The organism is Methylophilus flavus (assembly GCF_042678905.1).
In the GTDB taxonomy this organism is placed as follows: Bacteria; Pseudomonadota; Gammaproteobacteria; order Burkholderiales; family Methylophilaceae; genus Methylophilus; species Methylophilus flavus.
Window position 1 is genome coordinate 1083366 of the sequence record NZ_JBHTLN010000001.1, and the last position, 16078, is coordinate 1099443.

General features: G+C 51.3%; 17 protein-coding genes. 13 read left to right on the forward strand and 4 right to left on the reverse strand.

The features are described from left to right. Positions 1 to 5 precede the first annotated feature (5 nt). Genes ACFQ2T_RS05260 through ACFQ2T_RS05270 form a run of 3 tightly spaced genes read right to left on the reverse strand, consistent with a single transcriptional unit; the run spans position 6 to position 2166 of the window. Positions 6 to 644 (reverse strand): site-2 protease family protein, encoded by a 639-nt coding sequence (locus ACFQ2T_RS05260; RefSeq protein ID WP_379031471.1) that lies wholly within the window; start codon positions 642 to 644, stop codon positions 6 to 8. A 53-nt stretch (positions 645 to 697) separates the two neighbouring features. Then, entirely contained in the window at positions 698 to 1312 is a 615-nt protein-coding gene (locus tag ACFQ2T_RS05265; RefSeq protein ID WP_379031474.1) for an L-threonylcarbamoyladenylate synthase, read from the reverse strand. Positions 1313 to 1314: 2 nt separating this feature from the next. Then, positions 1315 to 2166 carry a 3',5'-nucleoside bisphosphate phosphatase gene (locus ACFQ2T_RS05270; RefSeq protein WP_379031477.1) on the reverse strand — a complete coding sequence of 284 codons (852 nt, stop codon included), beginning with the start codon at positions 2164 to 2166 and terminating at the stop codon, positions 1315 to 1317. A 139-nt stretch (positions 2167 to 2305) separates the two neighbouring features. Here ACFQ2T_RS05270 and ACFQ2T_RS05275 point away from each other — a divergent pair, with 139 nt between their 5' ends. The 13 genes from ACFQ2T_RS05275 (at position 2306) to ACFQ2T_RS05335 (ending at position 15752) form a co-directional block, all read left to right on the forward strand. After that, positions 2306 to 2848: a septation protein A gene (locus ACFQ2T_RS05275; protein ID WP_379031480.1), complete on the forward strand. Its 543-nt coding sequence runs from the start codon at positions 2306 to 2308 to the stop codon at positions 2846 to 2848. Positions 2849 to 2871: 23 nt separating this feature from the next. After that, the gene (locus ACFQ2T_RS05280) at positions 2872 to 3171 is read left to right on the forward strand and encodes a YciI family protein (protein WP_379031483.1); all 300 of its coding nucleotides are present in this window, start codon (positions 2872 to 2874) and stop codon (positions 3169 to 3171) included. Position 3172: 1 nt separating this feature from the next. After that, on the forward strand, positions 3173 to 3436 hold the full coding sequence (locus ACFQ2T_RS05285; protein ID WP_379031486.1) for a BolA family protein: 264 nt from the start codon (positions 3173 to 3175) through the stop codon (positions 3434 to 3436). A 50-nt stretch (positions 3437 to 3486) separates the two neighbouring features. Then, positions 3487 to 4302 carry a peptidylprolyl isomerase gene (locus ACFQ2T_RS05290; RefSeq protein WP_379031488.1) on the forward strand — a complete coding sequence of 272 codons (816 nt, stop codon included), beginning with the start codon at positions 3487 to 3489 and terminating at the stop codon, positions 4300 to 4302. 138 nt (positions 4303 to 4440) lie between these two features. Continuing rightward, positions 4441 to 4713 (forward strand): FeoA family protein, encoded by a 273-nt coding sequence (locus ACFQ2T_RS05295; protein WP_379031491.1) that lies wholly within the window; start codon positions 4441 to 4443, stop codon positions 4711 to 4713. Further along, positions 4710 to 6500: a ferrous iron transport protein B gene (gene feoB, locus ACFQ2T_RS05300; protein ID WP_379031494.1), complete on the forward strand. Its 1791-nt coding sequence runs from the start codon at positions 4710 to 4712 to the stop codon at positions 6498 to 6500. The genes ACFQ2T_RS05295 and feoB overlap by 4 nt, the downstream gene beginning before the upstream one ends. A 141-nt stretch (positions 6501 to 6641) precedes the next feature. Continuing rightward, positions 6642 to 10565, forward strand: coding sequence for a phosphoribosylformylglycinamidine synthase (purL, locus tag ACFQ2T_RS05305; protein WP_379031497.1), 3924 nt, complete (start codon positions 6642 to 6644; stop codon positions 10563 to 10565). Positions 10566 to 10651: 86 nt separating this feature from the next. Further along, positions 10652 to 11137 (forward strand): ankyrin repeat domain-containing protein, encoded by a 486-nt coding sequence (locus ACFQ2T_RS05310; protein ID WP_379031500.1) that lies wholly within the window; start codon positions 10652 to 10654, stop codon positions 11135 to 11137. Positions 11138 to 11348: 211 nt separating this feature from the next. Further along, the gene (locus ACFQ2T_RS05315; protein WP_379031502.1) at positions 11349 to 11705 is read left to right on the forward strand and encodes a c-type cytochrome; all 357 of its coding nucleotides are present in this window, start codon (positions 11349 to 11351) and stop codon (positions 11703 to 11705) included. Then, positions 11705 to 12994 carry an FCSD flavin-binding domain-containing protein gene (locus ACFQ2T_RS05320; RefSeq protein ID WP_379031503.1) on the forward strand — a complete coding sequence of 430 codons (1290 nt, stop codon included), beginning with the start codon at positions 11705 to 11707 and terminating at the stop codon, positions 12992 to 12994. The genes ACFQ2T_RS05315 and ACFQ2T_RS05320 overlap by 1 nt, the downstream gene beginning before the upstream one ends. 44 nt (positions 12995 to 13038) lie before the next feature. Further along, entirely contained in the window at positions 13039 to 14196 is a 1158-nt protein-coding gene (locus ACFQ2T_RS05325; RefSeq protein ID WP_379031506.1) for a PQQ-dependent sugar dehydrogenase, read from the forward strand. A gap of 87 nt (positions 14197 to 14283) precedes the next feature. Further along, entirely contained in the window at positions 14284 to 14868 is a 585-nt protein-coding gene (locus tag ACFQ2T_RS05330) for a hypothetical protein (RefSeq protein WP_379031508.1), read from the forward strand. An 8-nt stretch (positions 14869 to 14876) separates the two neighbouring features. Further along, positions 14877 to 15752: an SMP-30/gluconolactonase/LRE family protein gene (locus ACFQ2T_RS05335; protein WP_379031511.1), complete on the forward strand. Its 876-nt coding sequence runs from the start codon at positions 14877 to 14879 to the stop codon at positions 15750 to 15752. A gap of 127 nt (positions 15753 to 15879) precedes the next feature. Here the strand turns inward: ACFQ2T_RS05335 and ACFQ2T_RS05340 are convergent, their stop codons facing one another. Continuing rightward, entirely contained in the window at positions 15880 to 16065 is a 186-nt protein-coding gene (locus ACFQ2T_RS05340; RefSeq protein WP_379031514.1) for a hypothetical protein, read from the reverse strand. Positions 16066 to 16078 lie beyond the last annotated feature (13 nt).

Genomic DNA, 16078 nt, shown 5'->3' on the forward strand with positions numbered 1-16078 from the left:
CCGAATCACATCACCAGCACCGTCAGCAACTGCTGGAAAAATCGTAATGCCGGAGAAAGAATCATACTTAATATGCCGGTGAATAGCAGCGCGATCAAGATCAGCATGCCGTAACGTTCAATACGCGAAAAGGCGATTGCGGCTTTCATCGGCAACAGGCTGACGGCTATCCTGCCACCGTCCAGTGGTGGTAATGGCAATAAATTCAGCACCATCAGCACCAAGTTGATCTGTATACCGGCAATACTCATCTGTGCGAGAAAATCCTGGGCGGATGGCGCAAACAATTCAATCCGTGCCAGTATCAGGCCCCAGCCTATCGCCATCACAAAATTAGAGGCTGGCCCGGCCAACGCCACCCACAACATGTCTTTCTTGGGACGACGCAAGTTAGCGAAATTGACCGGCACCGGCTTGGCCCAACCAAACAATACTCCGCCTAACAGCACACTTAAGGCAGGCAGTAATATAGTCCCTATGGGATCAATATGCTTGAATGGATTTAGGGTAATGCGCCCCAAGCGCTCGGCAGTTAAATCGCCGAAATACTTGGCCGCATAGCCATGCGCGGCTTCATGCACCGTAATCGCAAACAGGATAGGTAAGGCATAGGCGGCGATTTTTTGTATGGCGGTTAATTCCATGTGCTGTCTAGTTTCACTTTCAACTTCTGGCCTTAATTAACAAATTCTGGTACTTATACAGGCCAGGGAGCAACTCCGGCACGCACAAGCTCGGGCGGATCCTGCGTCAAATCCAGTACCGTGGTGGCGCCTACATGCAGGATATCGCTGTCAATCACTGCATCGACCTGATGCTCCAGGGTTTCGCGGATTTCCCAGCCAACTGACATGGGAATTTCGTCATGGGGCAGTTGTAGCGTCATGCTCAGTAACGGCATATCCAGAGCCTCTAGCAAAGCTTGTACCACGATATGTTTGGGCACACGCAAACCGATGGTACTACGTTTGGGATGCTGCAGCCGCCTGGGCACTTCGCGGCTGGCTTCAAGTAAAAAAGTATAAGCGCCGGGTGTGAGTGCCTTCAATAAACGGAACTGGCTGTTATTGACTTTGGCATAGGTGCCGATCTCGGCCAGGTCACGGCAAATCAGCGTGAATGGATGTTCATCATCTACGCCGCGCAGTCGCCGGATACGCGTTTGGGCATCCTTATACTCCATGGAACATACCAGGGCATAACTGGAATCAGTGGGGCAAGCGACCACACCGCCCTGCTGAATGAGCTGGGCAGCCTGTTGTATCAATCTCGCCTGCGGATTCTCCGCGTGAATAATAAAGTATTGTGCCATGGCTACTGTAAATGGCCCGCTTCCGGCCAATCCTGCCATACCGGCACGCACCCAAGGGGCAAATCAGGTAGTCGTCCCATTTCCATATGGGACAAACCTGGTCCATGATAATCAGAACCTTGTGAAGCTTTGAGGTCGAACTGGTGCGCCAGCTTGGCAAATTGTGTGTACTGTGGCGGCTGATGACTGCCTGTGACAACTTCGATGGCCACACCGCCCTGATCGCGGAATGTATTCAATAATAAATGCATGTTGACGAAGCCCAGGTCATATCGCCCCGGGTGCGCAAGAACCGCCACGCCGCCACTGTCTTTGATCAGGGTTAATGCTTCTTCCAGGCTCATCCATTCATAATTCACATAGCCAGGCTTGCCTTTGACCATGTATTTCTTGAATACTGCCTTCATGTTTTTGGCATGTCCCTGCTTGATCAGGAACTGGCCAAAATGGCTGCGGGTCATCACGCTATTGCCTGAAAACACCCTGGCACCTTCGTAAGCATCGGCAATCCCGGCCTTGGCGAGACCTTCTGCGATCTGCCTGGCGCGGGAATCACGTCCCTCGCGTACTTTAGCAAATGCTTCGAGTAGCGGTGGATGCTGCGGGTTAACCCGCAGGCCTACAATATGTAAGGTACGATTTTTCCAGGTCACTGAGATTTCCACGCCATCAATAAAATGAATGCCATGCTGTTCAGCCGCTGCCCGCGCCCGTGCCAGGCCGCTGACTTCATCATGATCCGTCAATGCCAGTACACGCACGCCTTTGCTGGCAGCGTGGGCCACCAGCTCTTCTGGCGTGAGCAAACCATCTGACATGGTAGAGTGGCAATGCAGGTCTATAGGGACAGTCATGGTGGATGGATAATGGCAATTCGGTGAGTGGATGAAAGTCGCTTGCCCGGGCAATCAGGAAACGAACTTTACATTTCGACAGAAATCATAGCAAAATAGTGCCCTCACAGATAGCAGGAATTCAGTCACTGATCCCCTCATGCAAGTCATTATCGATTTATTGCCCGTTATTCTCTTCTTTATTGCCTACAAAAAAGCCGGCATTTTTGTTGCAACCTCTGTTGCCATCATCAGCACATTGGTCCTCATGCTGGTTGTCTGGCTCAAACGCGGCAAAATTGACAAGATGCTGATGATCAATGGCGCCGTGATCACTATATTGGGAGGCATCACCTTATTACTGCACGACAAAACCTATATTATGTGGAAACCGACCGTGATCTACTGGATAGGCGCACTGGCACTTTTATTCAGCCGCTATGTGTTCCAGAATAACCTGATCGCACGCATGTTAGGCAAAATCATAGAACCGCCAGCCAGCGTATGGGATAAATTAAACCTGTGTTGGGTCATCTTTTTGATCGGGCTCGGCAGTTTGAACCTGTATGTGGCTTTTCACTACACTGAAGAAAACTGGGTCAACTTCAAACTATTCGGCACTACCAGCCTGATGTTCGTGTTTATCATCAGTCAGGTGTTTGTGCTTAAAGATTACTGGATAGAGCACACGCCTCCAGCCTGATATCAACTAACGGAATAACCTTAATGTTATATATGATTTACGCACAGGATACTGCCAACAGCCTGCCATTGCGCTTGCAGCACCGTCCTGCGCACCTGGAGCGCCTGCAACAATTGCAAACAGAAGGCCGTTTGATACTTGCCGGGCCTTTACCAGCCATCGACAATGTAGACCCGGGCGAAGCCGGTTACAGCGGCAGCCTGATTGTGGCAGAATTTGATTCATTACAAGCCGCTACCGAGTGGGCGAATGATGACCCGTTCGTACATGCAGGCGTTTATGGCAAAGTTTCTGTGAACCCTTTCCGCAAGACGTTGCCATAAAATGCTGCAAACGGAAATTACGCAGCGCCTGCAAGCCCTAAACCCTGAGCAACTCGACATTCAAGACGATAGTGCTATGCATAAAGGACATGCAGGAAATACCGGCGGCGGGCATTTCACCATCACGGTAAAAAGCTCGCTATTTTCAGGGAAATCACAGATAATGCGCCATCGCATGGTGTACCAATGCTTGCATGACTTGATGCCTCATCGCATACACGCGCTCAGTATCAACGCAATATCTTCTGATGAGTCATCTGATTGAAACAATTCTATTTTTTAATATTGCACCATTTCGTTTTTTAAGGATATTGCATGAAATTTTTGAAAATGATGTTGGCGATTGCATGCTTCAGTGCGTTGCCACATGCTTATGCAGCTGATGCTGATGCGATTGCGACCGTTAACGGTAAACCGATCAAGAAAACCTGGGTTGAGTTCATCCTGAGAGATGCTGAAGCCCGTACCGGTCAGAAAGCCAACGATGGCATGAAGGCCGCTGTAGTGAATGAACTGGTGGGTTCTGAACTGGCTTACCAGGAAGCACAAAAGGCCGGTATCGATAAGCAGCCTGACTTTGTGGCCAGTGAAGAATTGGCTCGTCGCAAATTACTGGTCAATGCTTTCCTGGCTGACTTCATCAGAAAAAACCCGGTGACTGAAGCAGAGAAAAAAGAAGGCTACGAGCAGTATAAAAAAGAACTGGGCGACAAAGAATACAACGCGCGTCACATTCTGGTAAAAACCGATGTTGAAGCTAAGGCCATTGTTGCTGACCTGAAAAAAGGCACTGACTTTGCCAAGATCGCCAAGGAAAAATCACTGGATCCAGGCTCTAAAGACAAAGGTGGCGACCTGGGCTGGTTCTCTCCAGCTGGCATGGTTAAACCATTTGCTGACGCTTTGTTAAGCCTGAAAAAAGGTGAAACAACACCTGAGCCAGTGCAGTCACAATTCGGCTGGCACATTATCAAACTGGTAGACACGCGTGCATTGCAAGTACCACCTTACGACAAAGTAAAAGATGGCATCGAGCGTACGATTCAGCAACGCAAGCTGGAAAAATACATGCTGAGCCTGAAAGACAAAGCTAAAATTGAAGTGACTGGCGTTGAGAAAAAGACTCCTTAATTCTCGTCAGTAATAGTAAATCAATTAAAAAGCCAGCAACTGCTGGCTTTTTAGCATTCAGCGCCTTCAATTCCCTGATTTACCATTTTAAGTTTTCCTCGCTTGCGATTCTGCGATAAAATCAAGAATTGTTCTCATTTGCAGCCTTTCTCCCCATCCATGCAACTCAATGCACTTAAACCCGGCCAGTCCGCAATCATAGATGGCATACAGGCAGAACAGGCCCTGGTACAACGCCTGAATGCACTGGGGTTCCGCGCTGGCAAGCAGGTACAAGTCGTTCGCCAGGCGGCATTCAATGGCCCTTTGCATATCCGCATAGGTTCTACAGATGTGGTGATTCGCCTGCAGGATGCGCAGGCGATTTATTTGCTTACTCCACTCACTGACCCAGAATCTACTTCCGCATGAAACGTGTTGCTTTACTTGGCATGCCCAATACGGGTAAATCTACGCTGTTCAATCGTTTGAGTGGCGCCTCTGCCCGCGTAGGTAACTGGCCTGGCATGACGGTAGATCTGCTGAGCGCAAAAATACTGCTTGGCGGTCATATAGCAGAACTGGTGGATCTACCCGGCCTGTATGACCTGCACGGTTTTTCGGATGACGAGGAAGTGGTGCGCCATTTCCTGAGCCATCATCCGGTGGACCTGGCGCTGATCATCCTCAATAGCGCGCAGATCGACAGGCAACTGTCGCTGGCCTTGCAGATCCGCTCCCTGGGCTTACCGACCGTTTTACTGCTGAATATGGAAGATGAGGCCAAGCGCGCAGGCATTACCATAGACACGCAGGCCATGAGCCAGCAGTTGGGCATGCCGGTACTCACCATCAGCGCCAAATACGGCAGTGGCTGCCCGCAGGCATTGCAATTAGCTGCGAGCGTCATTGATAAGAATGCCCAACCTGTCGCCCCAAAACTGATTGCCAGCAAGCTGCAAGCCGATAAAGCCGTCGAAGAGGAGATGCAACGCATCATAGACCGCTCGGTGCAAATGCCTTTGCAGTTGAATACATCAACCACTGATCGCATTGACCGCGTGCTGCTACACCCATGGTTAGGTCTACCCTTGTTTTTTCTGGCGATCTTTTTACTGTTCCAGTTTATTTTCACCATAGGCGCGCCATTACAGGAAGCCACTGCCTGGCTTTTTGACACTGTACGCAGTGAATTACTGGACCCTGCACTGGCCGGATTACCGACATGGTTAAACGGACTGTTGCTGGATGGCCTGTACACCGGTCTCAGTACTGTCGCTGCTTTCGTACCTATCATTGTGCTGTTCTTTCTGGTCATGAGTATGGTTGAAGATAGCGGCTACCTGTCGCGGGCCGCTTTTCTCATGGATACGCTGATGGCAAAAATGGGCCTGGATGGGCGCGGTTTTGTCATGGTGCTAATGGGGTTCGGCTGTAACGTACCGGCGTTGATGGGTACCCGTGTCATGCGTAGCCGTCCGATGCGCTTGCTGACCATGCTGACGATTCCGCTATCATTGTGTTCCGCGCGTCTGCAGGTATTCCTGTTTATGATTGCCATCCTGTTCCCGCCTTCGCAGGCTGCGTTCGCGCTGTTTTCACTGTATATGGTCAGTTTCTTCACTATTTTCCTGACCGCGGTGCTGTTCAAGCAAAAATTCGCAAGCAGTGAACCGTTTGTGCTGGAATTACCGCCCTATCGCTTCCCTACCCCCAACCAGATCTGGCTGCGTGGCTGGCAAGAGGTCAAGCACTTCCTGTTCCGTGCCACAAAATTCATTGTGATCGGCGTGTTAATGGTGTGGTTACTGACGCATCTGCCTACTACTGCCGTACCCGCCAGCGCTGATACCTGGGCTGGCAGCATAGGCCGTTTCTTCGCACCGGTACTGGACCCCATAGGCATTGATAACCACCTTGCGATTGCGCTGATATTTGGATTTGTCGCCAAAGAGATTGTCGTCGGCTCGCTGGCTGTGATTTATGGCTTGCAAGGTGACGCCCTCAGCCACCAGATCGCTGCCAATATCGACTGGGTGCAAGGTATGAGCTTTATGCTGTTTACGCTGATTTATACACCGTGCCTTTCCACCATTGCCACACTGCGATCAGAAAGTAAAAGCCGCGCCTTTATGTGGCTATCGCTGATCTGGTCACTGGGATTGGCCTGGGCGATCAGCTTTATCTTTTACCAAACGGCGCGCGCACTCGGATACTGAACCCGCCAAACAATCGTGTCATCATGGAACAGCAGCCTCAGGGTTGCTGTTTTTTATTTAACGGTTACTTTGTAACTGCGGGACTGCGCGCTTTCTGCTAAAATACCGGCTTGTATTTTCACTGAAAAATCCAATCGCCTCATGTCCAGTCAAGCGCAATTTTTAAGCCTGCGCGGCAGTGCCGCCCTCTCCCAGTTCCGTCTCGATAAACTCTACAGCACCCTGAAAGTCAGCGCCCCTAACATTGCGCATATCTATACGGAATTTGTGCATTTTGCGTTTAGCGACACCGCATTAAGCGCTGCGGAGCAAAAAACCCTGCAACAGATTTTGACTTATGGCCCGAAAACCGAGACTGAGTCAGCCAATGGTGAGTTGTTACTGGTGATCCCTCGTATAGGCACGATTTCACCATGGGCATCACGGGCGACGGACATTGCACATAACTGTGGCGTGCTGTTATTGCGCCTGGAACGCGGCATTGCCTACTATGTCACCACACAGAATGGCCAGCCGCTGACTGACGCGGAAAAACAGGCTTTGCGTGCCGCCATACAGGACCGTATGACTGAAACCGTGGTTTACAGTGTGGCAGATGCCGAAAAACTGTATCACCATGCAGACCCGAAACCACTGTCTACCATTGATATCCTGGCTGGTGACAAAGCCGCACTGGAAGCAGCCAATAATGACATGGGCCTGGCACTGTCCCCTGACGAAGTAGATTATCTGCTGGAAAACTATCGCAAAATGGGCCGCAACCCGACCGATGTCGAACTGATGATGTTTGCCCAGGCCAACTCCGAGCACTGTCGCCACAAGATATTCAATGCCGACTGGGTGATAGACGGCGTTCAGCAGGAACTGTCGCTGTTCAACATGATACGCAACACGCACAAGCTGAATCCCGGCACTACCGTGGTCGCTTACTCGGATAATAGCTCGATTGTACAAGGCCAGAAAACCAAACGTTTTTACCCTACTGCCGACCAGAGCTACCAGTTTGTCGAAGACGACATGCACTACCTGATGAAGGTAGAAACACATAACCACCCGACGGCGATTTCACCGTTTGCCGGTGCAGCGACTGGTGCCGGCGGCGAGATTCGTGATGAAGGTGCCACCGGTATTGGCTCTAAACCCAAAGCAGGCCTGGCTGGATTCTCGGTTTCCAACCTCAACCTGCCTGGCTTTGAGCAGCCCTGGGAAAATTACTATAAGCAATCGAACTACGGCAAACCAGGCCGTATCGCCAGCCCGTTGCAGATCATGATAGATGGCCCGTTAGGCGGTGCAGCCTACAACAATGAATTTGGCCGCCCGAACATTGCCGGTTATTTCCGTACCTTCGAGCTGGAGACTACGGATGCCAATGGTCAGGCCGAGGTGCGTGGCTATCACAAACCTATCATGCTGGCCGGTGGTGTCGGTAATATCTCCGGCAGCCATAGCCATAAAAACGCTATTCCTGCCGGTGCAGCTTTAATCCAGCTTGGCGGCCCTGCCATGTTGATCGGCCTGGGTGGTGGTGCCGCGTCCAGTATGGATACTGGCGCCAACACTGAAAACCTCGATTTTGACTCGGTGCAACGTGGCAACCCTGAATTGCAACGCCGCGCCCAGGAAGTGATTGACCGTTGCTGGCAGATGGCAGATAAAAACCCCATTCTGAGCATACATGATGTCGGTGCTGGCGGTATTTCCAATGCTTTCCCGGAACTGGTCAATGATGCCAAAGTCGGCGCCATTTTCCAGCTGCGCGATGTGCATAATGAAGAGCCTGGCATGGCGCCACGCGAATTGTGGAGTAATGAAGCACAGGAACGTTATGTGCTGGCCGTGACCCAGGACCAATTACCACTGTTTGAAGAAATCTGCGCGCGTGAGCGTTGCCCCTTTGCAGTCGTCGGTATCGCTACCGAGGAGCGTCACCTGGCAGTAGAAGACAGCCATTTCTCAAACAAACCGGTGGATATGGATTTATCCGTACTGCTGGGCAAACCACCAAAAATGCTGCGCGATGTGAAATCAGTGAAAAAATCACTGACTGCCTTTGATACCAGCAAGATTGATCTACAAGACGCTGTTGCCCGCGTACTGCGCTTACCAGGTGTCGCTGACAAAACTTTCCTGATTACCATTGGTGACCGTACGGTGACTGGCCTGATTGCCCGTGACCAGATGGTGGGCCCATGGCAAGTGCCAGTCAGCAACGTGGCCGTGACTTGTGCCGGATATGAAACCAATACCGGTGAAGCATTTGCCATTGGTGAAAAAGCGCCACTGGCTTTGCTTGATGCGCCTGCCTCCGGTCGTATGGCGATTGGTGAAGCGATCACCAATATCGCCGCCGCTTCGATTAGCGAGATTGGCAATTTGAAACTCTCCGCCAACTGGATGGCCCCTGCGGGTCACCCGGGTGAAGATGCCGCCTTGTACGAAACGGTGAAAACCGTCGGTATGGAAATCTGTCCGGCACTGGGTATCAGCATTCCTGTCGGTAAAGACTCCATGAGTATGAAGACAGTGTGGAATGATGACGGCCAGAATAAAGCCGTGACATCGCCGATCTCACTGGTGATTTCAGCGTTTGCCAATACGCTGGACGTGCGTAAAACACTGACACCCCAGTTGCGTACCGACCTTGGCGACACTGAGTTGATTTTAATTGATTTGGGCAATGGCCAGAACCGCATGGGTGGCTCTTCCTTGGCACAAGTGTATAACCAATTGGGCGACACCGTGCCGGATGTGAATCAGCCTTCACAATTGAAAGCATTCTTCACAGCCATTCAGCAATTGAATAGCGACAGCAAACTACTGGCTTACCATGACCGCTCTGATGGCGGCCTGTTTGCCACCTTGGCCGAAATGGCTTTTGCCGGTCACTGCGGTTTTAGCATAGATTTGAGCAGCCTGCCGGGCGACAGCTCCAGCGTATTATTCAATGAAGAACTAGGTGCGGTGGTACAAGTGCGTGCCACCGAGGCAGCAGCCGTTGCGGATAGCCTGCAACAGTCACTGGGTGCTTGCGTGCATCGTATAGGCCAGGTGAACAACGGTCACGAAATTGTGATTACCCATGGCGAAACCCGCTACCAGGCTTCACGCATAGAATTGCATCGCATGTGGTCAGAAACCACATTCCGTATGCAAAGCCTGCGTGACAACCCGGTTTGCGCGCAGCAGGAATATGATCGCATCCTGAATACCGAGGATATCGGCCTGCATGCGCACTTGACGTTTGACCTGAAAGACAATATCGCTGCACCTTACATCAATACTGGCAAACGCCCGAATATGGCGATTTTGCGCGAGCAAGGTGTGAATGGCCAGACCGAAATGGCTGCCGCGTTTGACCGTGCCGGTTTTAACAGTGTCGATGTGCATATGAGCGATGTCATTAGTGGCCGTGTGTCGCTGAAAGACTTTGCCGGACTGGTCGCTTGTGGTGGCTTCTCCTATGGCGATGTACTGGGCGCCGGTGAAGGCTGGGCGAAGTCCATCCTGTTCAACAGCCGCGCACGTGACGAGTTCAGCAGTTTCTTTAACCGTACCGACACGTTCGCGCTGGGCGTCTGTAACGGTTGCCAGATGATGAGCAACCTGCACAGCATCATCCCCGGTGCCGAGCAGTGGCCACATTTTGTGCGCAACAAGTCTGAGCAGTTCGAAGCGCGCGTGTCTCTGGTAGAGGTATTAAACTCGCCTTCTATCTTCTTTAACGGCATGGCAGGCAGCCGTATGCCTATCGCCGTCGCCCATGGTGAAGGATTTACGGAATTTCCTGATGCCAACGCTGTCTCAAATGTGCTAAAACAACAACTGGCCACCGTGCGGTTTGTTGACCATGCGTCAACGCCAACGGAAGCCTATCCGTTTAACCCCAATGGTTCTGCCCAGGGATTAACCGGATTTACCACACCGGACGGGCGTTTTAGCATTATGATGCCGCATCCGGAGCGCGTATTCAGGACTGTACAGTATTCATGGCATCCGGACGATTGGCAGGAAGATGGTCCATGGATGCGTATGTTCCGTAATGCACGCAAGTTTGTTGCTTAAGTAAGTTTTGGCTTACGTAATAAAGCAAAAGTAATACAGCAAAGTAGTTAATTTTAAAAAATGAAAATCAGGTGTTTGGAGAAATTATGAAATCAATTAAATGTTTACTGGCCTTGGTCGCACTGTCATTTTCACTACAGGCATTTGCACTGACAGACGAAGACTATATGGAATTCACTGAGGCTTTAACCGGCGGCAATCTCAAAGTAGTTAAGAAATTCGTTGAAGCAGACCCTGCTTTGGTTAACCAGAAATTCTTTGCCTGGGAGCCCCTGCAAATGGCTGCCTCCAAAGGCCGCATGGATGTCGTGAAGTACCTGATTTCCAAAGGTGCGGATAAAGATTATGTGCACCCGGCTAGCAATAATACTGCCTTCCATATGGCGGCGTTTATTGGCGACACGCAATTGATGAAATATCTCGCTGCACAAGGTGTGGATGTGAACAAAAAACTGAAGGGCGATGTGTCCTTGATCCGTTATTTCAGGGAAGAAAACAACCCGAAAATGGTGGAATTGTTGACGCAGCTGGGTACTAAAGACGACGGTTGCAAAGAAGAAAAATGTTTCTGATCATCCGTGTTAGATAACGATTGATAAAAACGGTCATGTGCTACATGGCCGTTTTTTTTAATCAAAAATGCGCTATCGATAAAAATGTGACGTTGCAGAGGAGCTTGCATCACAGTGCTTGTCAATGTAACCAGAGTCACGCACACTGCGGCTTAACGCTAGAATAATATGGATGAATCGCAATAATGCGGCCGTTACCTTGGGGGGAACGATGAATCGTTTACGCATCAATCTTGTATTGATCTTGTGTTGTCAGTGGTCACTGCCACTATTAGCCGAAGAAAGCTTTTCACAAGCCACCACCACATTGGCAGCCTCTTGTGCCGCCTGCCATGGTCCGCAGGGGAATAGCCTGGGTGGCACACCAACCCTGGCAGCCCTGAATAATGATTATTTCATACAGCGCATGCAGGGTTTCAGAAGTGGGGCTATTCCTGCCACCGTTATGCACCAGCACGCGAAAGGCCTGACCGATGAAGAGATCATAGCCCTTGCCGCTTATTTTGCAGCCCAGCCCAGAGGTACGCCGTTAGTCGCACCACAACAGTCTTTCAAGGGAGCACAATAATGACCAGCACACTCCCTTCGGCACATCACATGCAATCACGCAGGCAGTTTGTGCGCTCGGTGATTTATGGTGGCCTGGCGTTCTATGGCATGCCGGCATTTGCCCGCGCCAGCCGCCCGCCTCTTGGGCATATCGTGATTGTCGGTGCCGGATTTGCCGGATTGACTGCCGCCAAATATCTGCGGGAATGGAGCGCAGGCAATATCAAGGTCACCATCATTGAGCCTAACCCACAGTTCATTTCCTGCCCGCAAAGCAACCTGGTGCTGGGCGGTAGCCGGACATTGGATGACCTGAGTTTTTCTTATGCGCTGTCGCGCAAGCAGCATGATTTACAGTGGATACAGGACTCCGTCACCGCCATTGATCTTGCAAACAAACAGGTGACACTCGCGCGCGGCAAGCTGCACTATGATCGTTTGATCCTGGCCCCCGGGGTGGATTTCGATTACAGCCGTATTCCTGGCATGGCGTCCCCGGTCGCCGATATTCCACACGCCTGGAAAGCAGGCAAGCAAACACTGCAATTGCGCCAGCAACTTGAAGGCATGCCGGATGGCGGCGTGTTTGTGATGACAATCCCGAAAGCACCCTATCGCTGCCCGCCTGGTCCTTACGAGCGCGCCTGCCAGGTGGCGCATTACTTCAAGCAACACAAACCACGTAGCAAAGTGATTATCCTCGATTCCAATGCAGATATCACCTCTAAAAAAGGCTTGTTTTTACAGAGCTTTCAAGGTGACTACCAGGGCATCATCGACTATCACAACAATAGTGAAATCCTGCAGCTGGATATTGCCAGCAAAACCATCAAAACGGATTTTGAAACCGTGCAGGCTTCAGTGCTGAATGTGATTCCGCCGCAACTGGCCGGCAAGGTAGCGCAGGCGGCGGGCCTGGCCAATGTGGATCAGCACTGGTGCGAAGTGGACTTTGTCACCTATGCCTCTACCTTGGACTCCCATGTGCATGTCATTGGTGACAGCATCTCCGCAGGCTTGCCCAAATCTGCCCATATGGCGACTTCTCAGGCAAAAATTTGTGCAGCCGCTATCATTGCCGTGCAATCCGGCAGGCCACCCAACCCTTTACCGGTATTTGCCAACACCTGCTACAGCTTTGTCGATGACCGGCAGGCCATGCATGTAGCCAATGTTTACCGCTACGATCCGGTCAAAAAAACCATGGCGACAGCTGAAGGCGGCGGCGTATCGACCAAAGCCAGCGTACAGGAAGGCGATTACGCGCAAGCATGGGCGCAGAATATCTGGGCGGATACGCTGACTTAATGACACTGCACTCACTTCTTGGCCGTCACTTAGGCAAATACTTGTTGAGTGGCATCATAGCGATTTGTAATGTCCTGGTGTGCACAGATGCAATAGCAGAAACGCCACCAGTGAATCAGGCTCTGTCCAGGTTGAAGCTACCTGCCGGGCTTAAGATCGAGCGTTTTAGTGATCTGAGCAAATGGGGCTCGCCGCGTATGCTGGCTTTGGATAGACAAGGCCGCCTGCTGGTCACCCTGCCCGACCAGGGCAGGGTGATACGGCTTAATCAACAGGCTGAAGTTGAGTTGATTGCGCAAGGGCTGAATGCACCGCATGGGATTGCGCTCTTGAATGAGGATCTACTGATCGCCGAGCAGAACGGCATAGTCAAACTACCAAAACAGGGCGATCGCTGGGGTTTACCGCAGCCATTTATCCGCAACTTACCCGACGGTGGGCATAGTTTCAAAACAGTGAAAGTGTCGCCGGATGGCTTTATCTATGTCAATGTAAGCTCCAGCTGTAATGTATGCGTTGAGAGCGACCCCTTACGCGCTACTTTGCTACGCTTTAGCGCCGATGGCCGACCTGCTGGTGCTTTGCTTACCATGGGCCGCCATGCACAAGGCGCAATCTGGGCGACTGGTTTGCGCAACACCCAGGGCTTTGCCTGGCACCCTGACACTGGTGAATTATTTGCCACCAATAATGGCGCAGACAACCGTAGCAGCAGCAAAAACGGCGCCGCGAATGATGATTTGCCGCCTGAACATTTCAACCTGATCACACCTGGCAAACAGTATGGCTGGCCGTATTGCTGGGCAGATATTAACCACCCTGCACAAATGTTCCAGGATCCCAACTTTACGGGCGAGACTGATATCTGCAAACAAGTGCAGGCGCCAGCCCTGACCCTGCCAGCACATAGCACGCCGATAGGATTGACGTTTTTACAGCACAGCCGTTTGCCGGAATCCATGCGGCAGGATGCGATTGTCGCCCTGCACGGTTCCTGGAATCGACAGCAGGCAAGCGGATATGCCTTGCAGCGTGTAGAATTCAGGAACCATCAGCCTGTCAATAGCGTCCTATTTATTAAAGGCTGGTTGCAAGGAAACCGGGCATGGGGCAGGCCAGTGGATGTGATCATTGGGGCTGATGGCTGGCTATATATCAGCGATGATCTTACAGGCTGGATTTACCGTGTACGCAGTGAATAAACAACTGCCTGTACGCGCTACTCCCAGATGAAGCCTGGCAAAATTGAACAGACCGGCCATTTAAGGCCGGTATTACAGGAGCAATTCATGAAACGTATTTTAATGTCGGTGGGCAGCCTGCTGTGCCTCAGTTGGCTCGGCGCAGCGCATGCTGCCAACCCGCCTTCACTCGTGATTCAGGTACCGGACACGTTCTATCAGCATCCGGTACGTTTATTGCATCCTTATGCGAACTACTGGCACAACCGCGGTGAGGCCGCTGAAAAGGCAGGCTTGTCCAGCTTTGAGAAACAGCATTACAGCACCTCCAGCTGTGAGTCAGAAGCGAAAGGACAGGCGCTGGTGGTGATTGAGCCCAATCTGTTCTATAACCCGCAGATGGGGGTGTTTCATACCGAGATTACTGCCAGAGTATTTACCCAAGCTACGGCAGATAGCGCATTAGGAAAGCCACTTATCACGGTAAAAGGGTCAGGCCAGTCACGTGGCTGGATCACTTATAACGTTGAGAACTTTGCCAGCAAATCTTACCAGCAAGCATTTGACCAGGTAATTCAAGAATTACAGAAAAACCCGGTGTTCCAGCAATCGGTTGCGCAAGCTCCGGTGCAAACGTTTGAAGCTTTATGCACCAGTATTAATACCATCACCCAACCAAAAATATTCTTCTAGGAGCCATTATGCTGTCGGGCCATCGTAAACAACTTATTTCCAGTATATTCACTGCCGCACTGTTCACTTTAAGCAGCCAGAGCCAGGCGCACGGACTGGAACCGGTCAATGGCCTGTTGACGCCAGAGTCGGTGATCCAGGCGGCAGATGGCAAACTCTATGTTTCAGAAATTAATGAGTTTGGCAAAGATGGCGATGGCCAGATCCGCGTGATTGATCATGGCAAATCCAGCATATTGGTACAAGGCCTGGATGACCCGAAAGGGCTGACGATCATCGGCACTGATTTGTTTGTCGCTGATAAAAGCAGGATCTGGCGTGTGCCGCTCAATCAAGCACCATCCAAAGCCGAGGTGTATATCGCCGCGACTGAGTTTCCTCAAGTGCCGCAATTCCTGAACGACCTGACCGCAGATGCCAACGGCAATCTTTACGTGAGTGACAGTGGCGATATCATGGGTACAGGCAAAGGTGGCGCCATTTATAAAATCACCCCGCAACGTAAACTCACTCTGGTGATTGATGGTAAAGCCGACCCACGTGTACTGGCACCAAACGGTTTGCTCGCCGATGCCAAAGGCGAACACCTGCTGATCGTGGATTTTACCTCCGGCGTACTTTACAACTATGAAGTGGCTGGCAAACGCCTGCAGGAAGTCGCCAGCGGCTTTGGCGGCGCTGATGGTATCGTCAGACAGGCGAATGGCACTATTTATGTCAGCGACTGGAAAAACGGCAAGGTTTACCGTGTAGAAAACAGCAAGGCTGTGTTGCTTAAAGACGGTTATCAGTCAGCGGCAGATATTGCCTTGAGCCAGGATGACCATCACCTGTTGGTGCCAGATATGAAAGCAGGTGTGCTGGATGTGATCCGCTTGAAATAGGGGTCGCGTCAGCAACAGGCAAAAAAGAACCACGCTTGCGCGTGGTTGAAGTGAGAGGATACACACGAAACCGCAAATTGTCACAGTAGCACCGCAGGGAATACAGTGTACTTTGGCAACGTCACAGTTACTTGCTTTGCGCAGATTTTTTGTCAGCCTCCTTTTGGGGGCTGACCGCTGGCTGCGCACCAGCGTGTTTGGCAGACCTGAGATGCTTGTTCATCTCGACTTGTTCCTGAGGAGTAGAGGTGGTTCTCGCCGTGCAAGCGATTGAAACCAGCAAGCCCAGCAATACGATTGAACGCGTCCTCATCATCGCTCCTTCA

Bases quoted from the DNA above. Each gene is read 5' to 3' on its own strand.
- ACFQ2T_RS05335 (WP_379031511.1), top strand. From the start codon at position 14,877: ATGCTGTCGGGCCATCGTAAACAACTTATTTCCAGTATATTCACTGCC.
- ACFQ2T_RS05285 (WP_379031486.1), top strand. From the start codon at position 3,173: ATGCTGCAAACGGAAATTACGCAGCGCCTGCAAGCCCTAAACCCTGAG.
- ACFQ2T_RS05330 (WP_379031508.1), top strand. From the start codon at position 14,284: ATGAAACGTATTTTAATGTCGGTGGGCAGCCTGCTGTGCCTCAGTTGG.
- ACFQ2T_RS05265 (WP_379031474.1), bottom strand. From the start codon at position 1,312: ATGGCACAATACTTTATTATTCACGCGGAGAATCCGCAGGCGAGATTG.
- ACFQ2T_RS05310 (WP_379031500.1), top strand. From the start codon at position 10,652: ATGAAATCAATTAAATGTTTACTGGCCTTGGTCGCACTGTCATTTTCA.
- ACFQ2T_RS05270 (WP_379031477.1), bottom strand. From the start codon at position 2,166: ATGACTGTCCCTATAGACCTGCATTGCCACTCTACCATGTCAGATGGT.
- ACFQ2T_RS05315 (WP_379031502.1), top strand. From the start codon at position 11,349: ATGAATCGTTTACGCATCAATCTTGTATTGATCTTGTGTTGTCAGTGG.
- ACFQ2T_RS05280 (WP_379031483.1), top strand. From the start codon at position 2,872: ATGTTATATATGATTTACGCACAGGATACTGCCAACAGCCTGCCATTG.
- ACFQ2T_RS05340 (WP_379031514.1), bottom strand. From the start codon at position 16,065: ATGAGGACGCGTTCAATCGTATTGCTGGGCTTGCTGGTTTCAATCGCT.
- ACFQ2T_RS05275 (WP_379031480.1), top strand. From the start codon at position 2,306: ATGCAAGTCATTATCGATTTATTGCCCGTTATTCTCTTCTTTATTGCC.
- ACFQ2T_RS05260 (WP_379031471.1), bottom strand. From the start codon at position 644: ATGGAATTAACCGCCATACAAAAAATCGCCGCCTATGCCTTACCTATC.
- ACFQ2T_RS05290 (WP_379031488.1), top strand. From the start codon at position 3,487: ATGAAATTTTTGAAAATGATGTTGGCGATTGCATGCTTCAGTGCGTTG.
- feoB (WP_379031494.1), top strand. From the start codon at position 4,710: ATGAAACGTGTTGCTTTACTTGGCATGCCCAATACGGGTAAATCTACG.
- ACFQ2T_RS05320 (WP_379031503.1), top strand. From the start codon at position 11,705: ATGACCAGCACACTCCCTTCGGCACATCACATGCAATCACGCAGGCAG.
- purL (WP_379031497.1), top strand. From the start codon at position 6,642: ATGTCCAGTCAAGCGCAATTTTTAAGCCTGCGCGGCAGTGCCGCCCTC.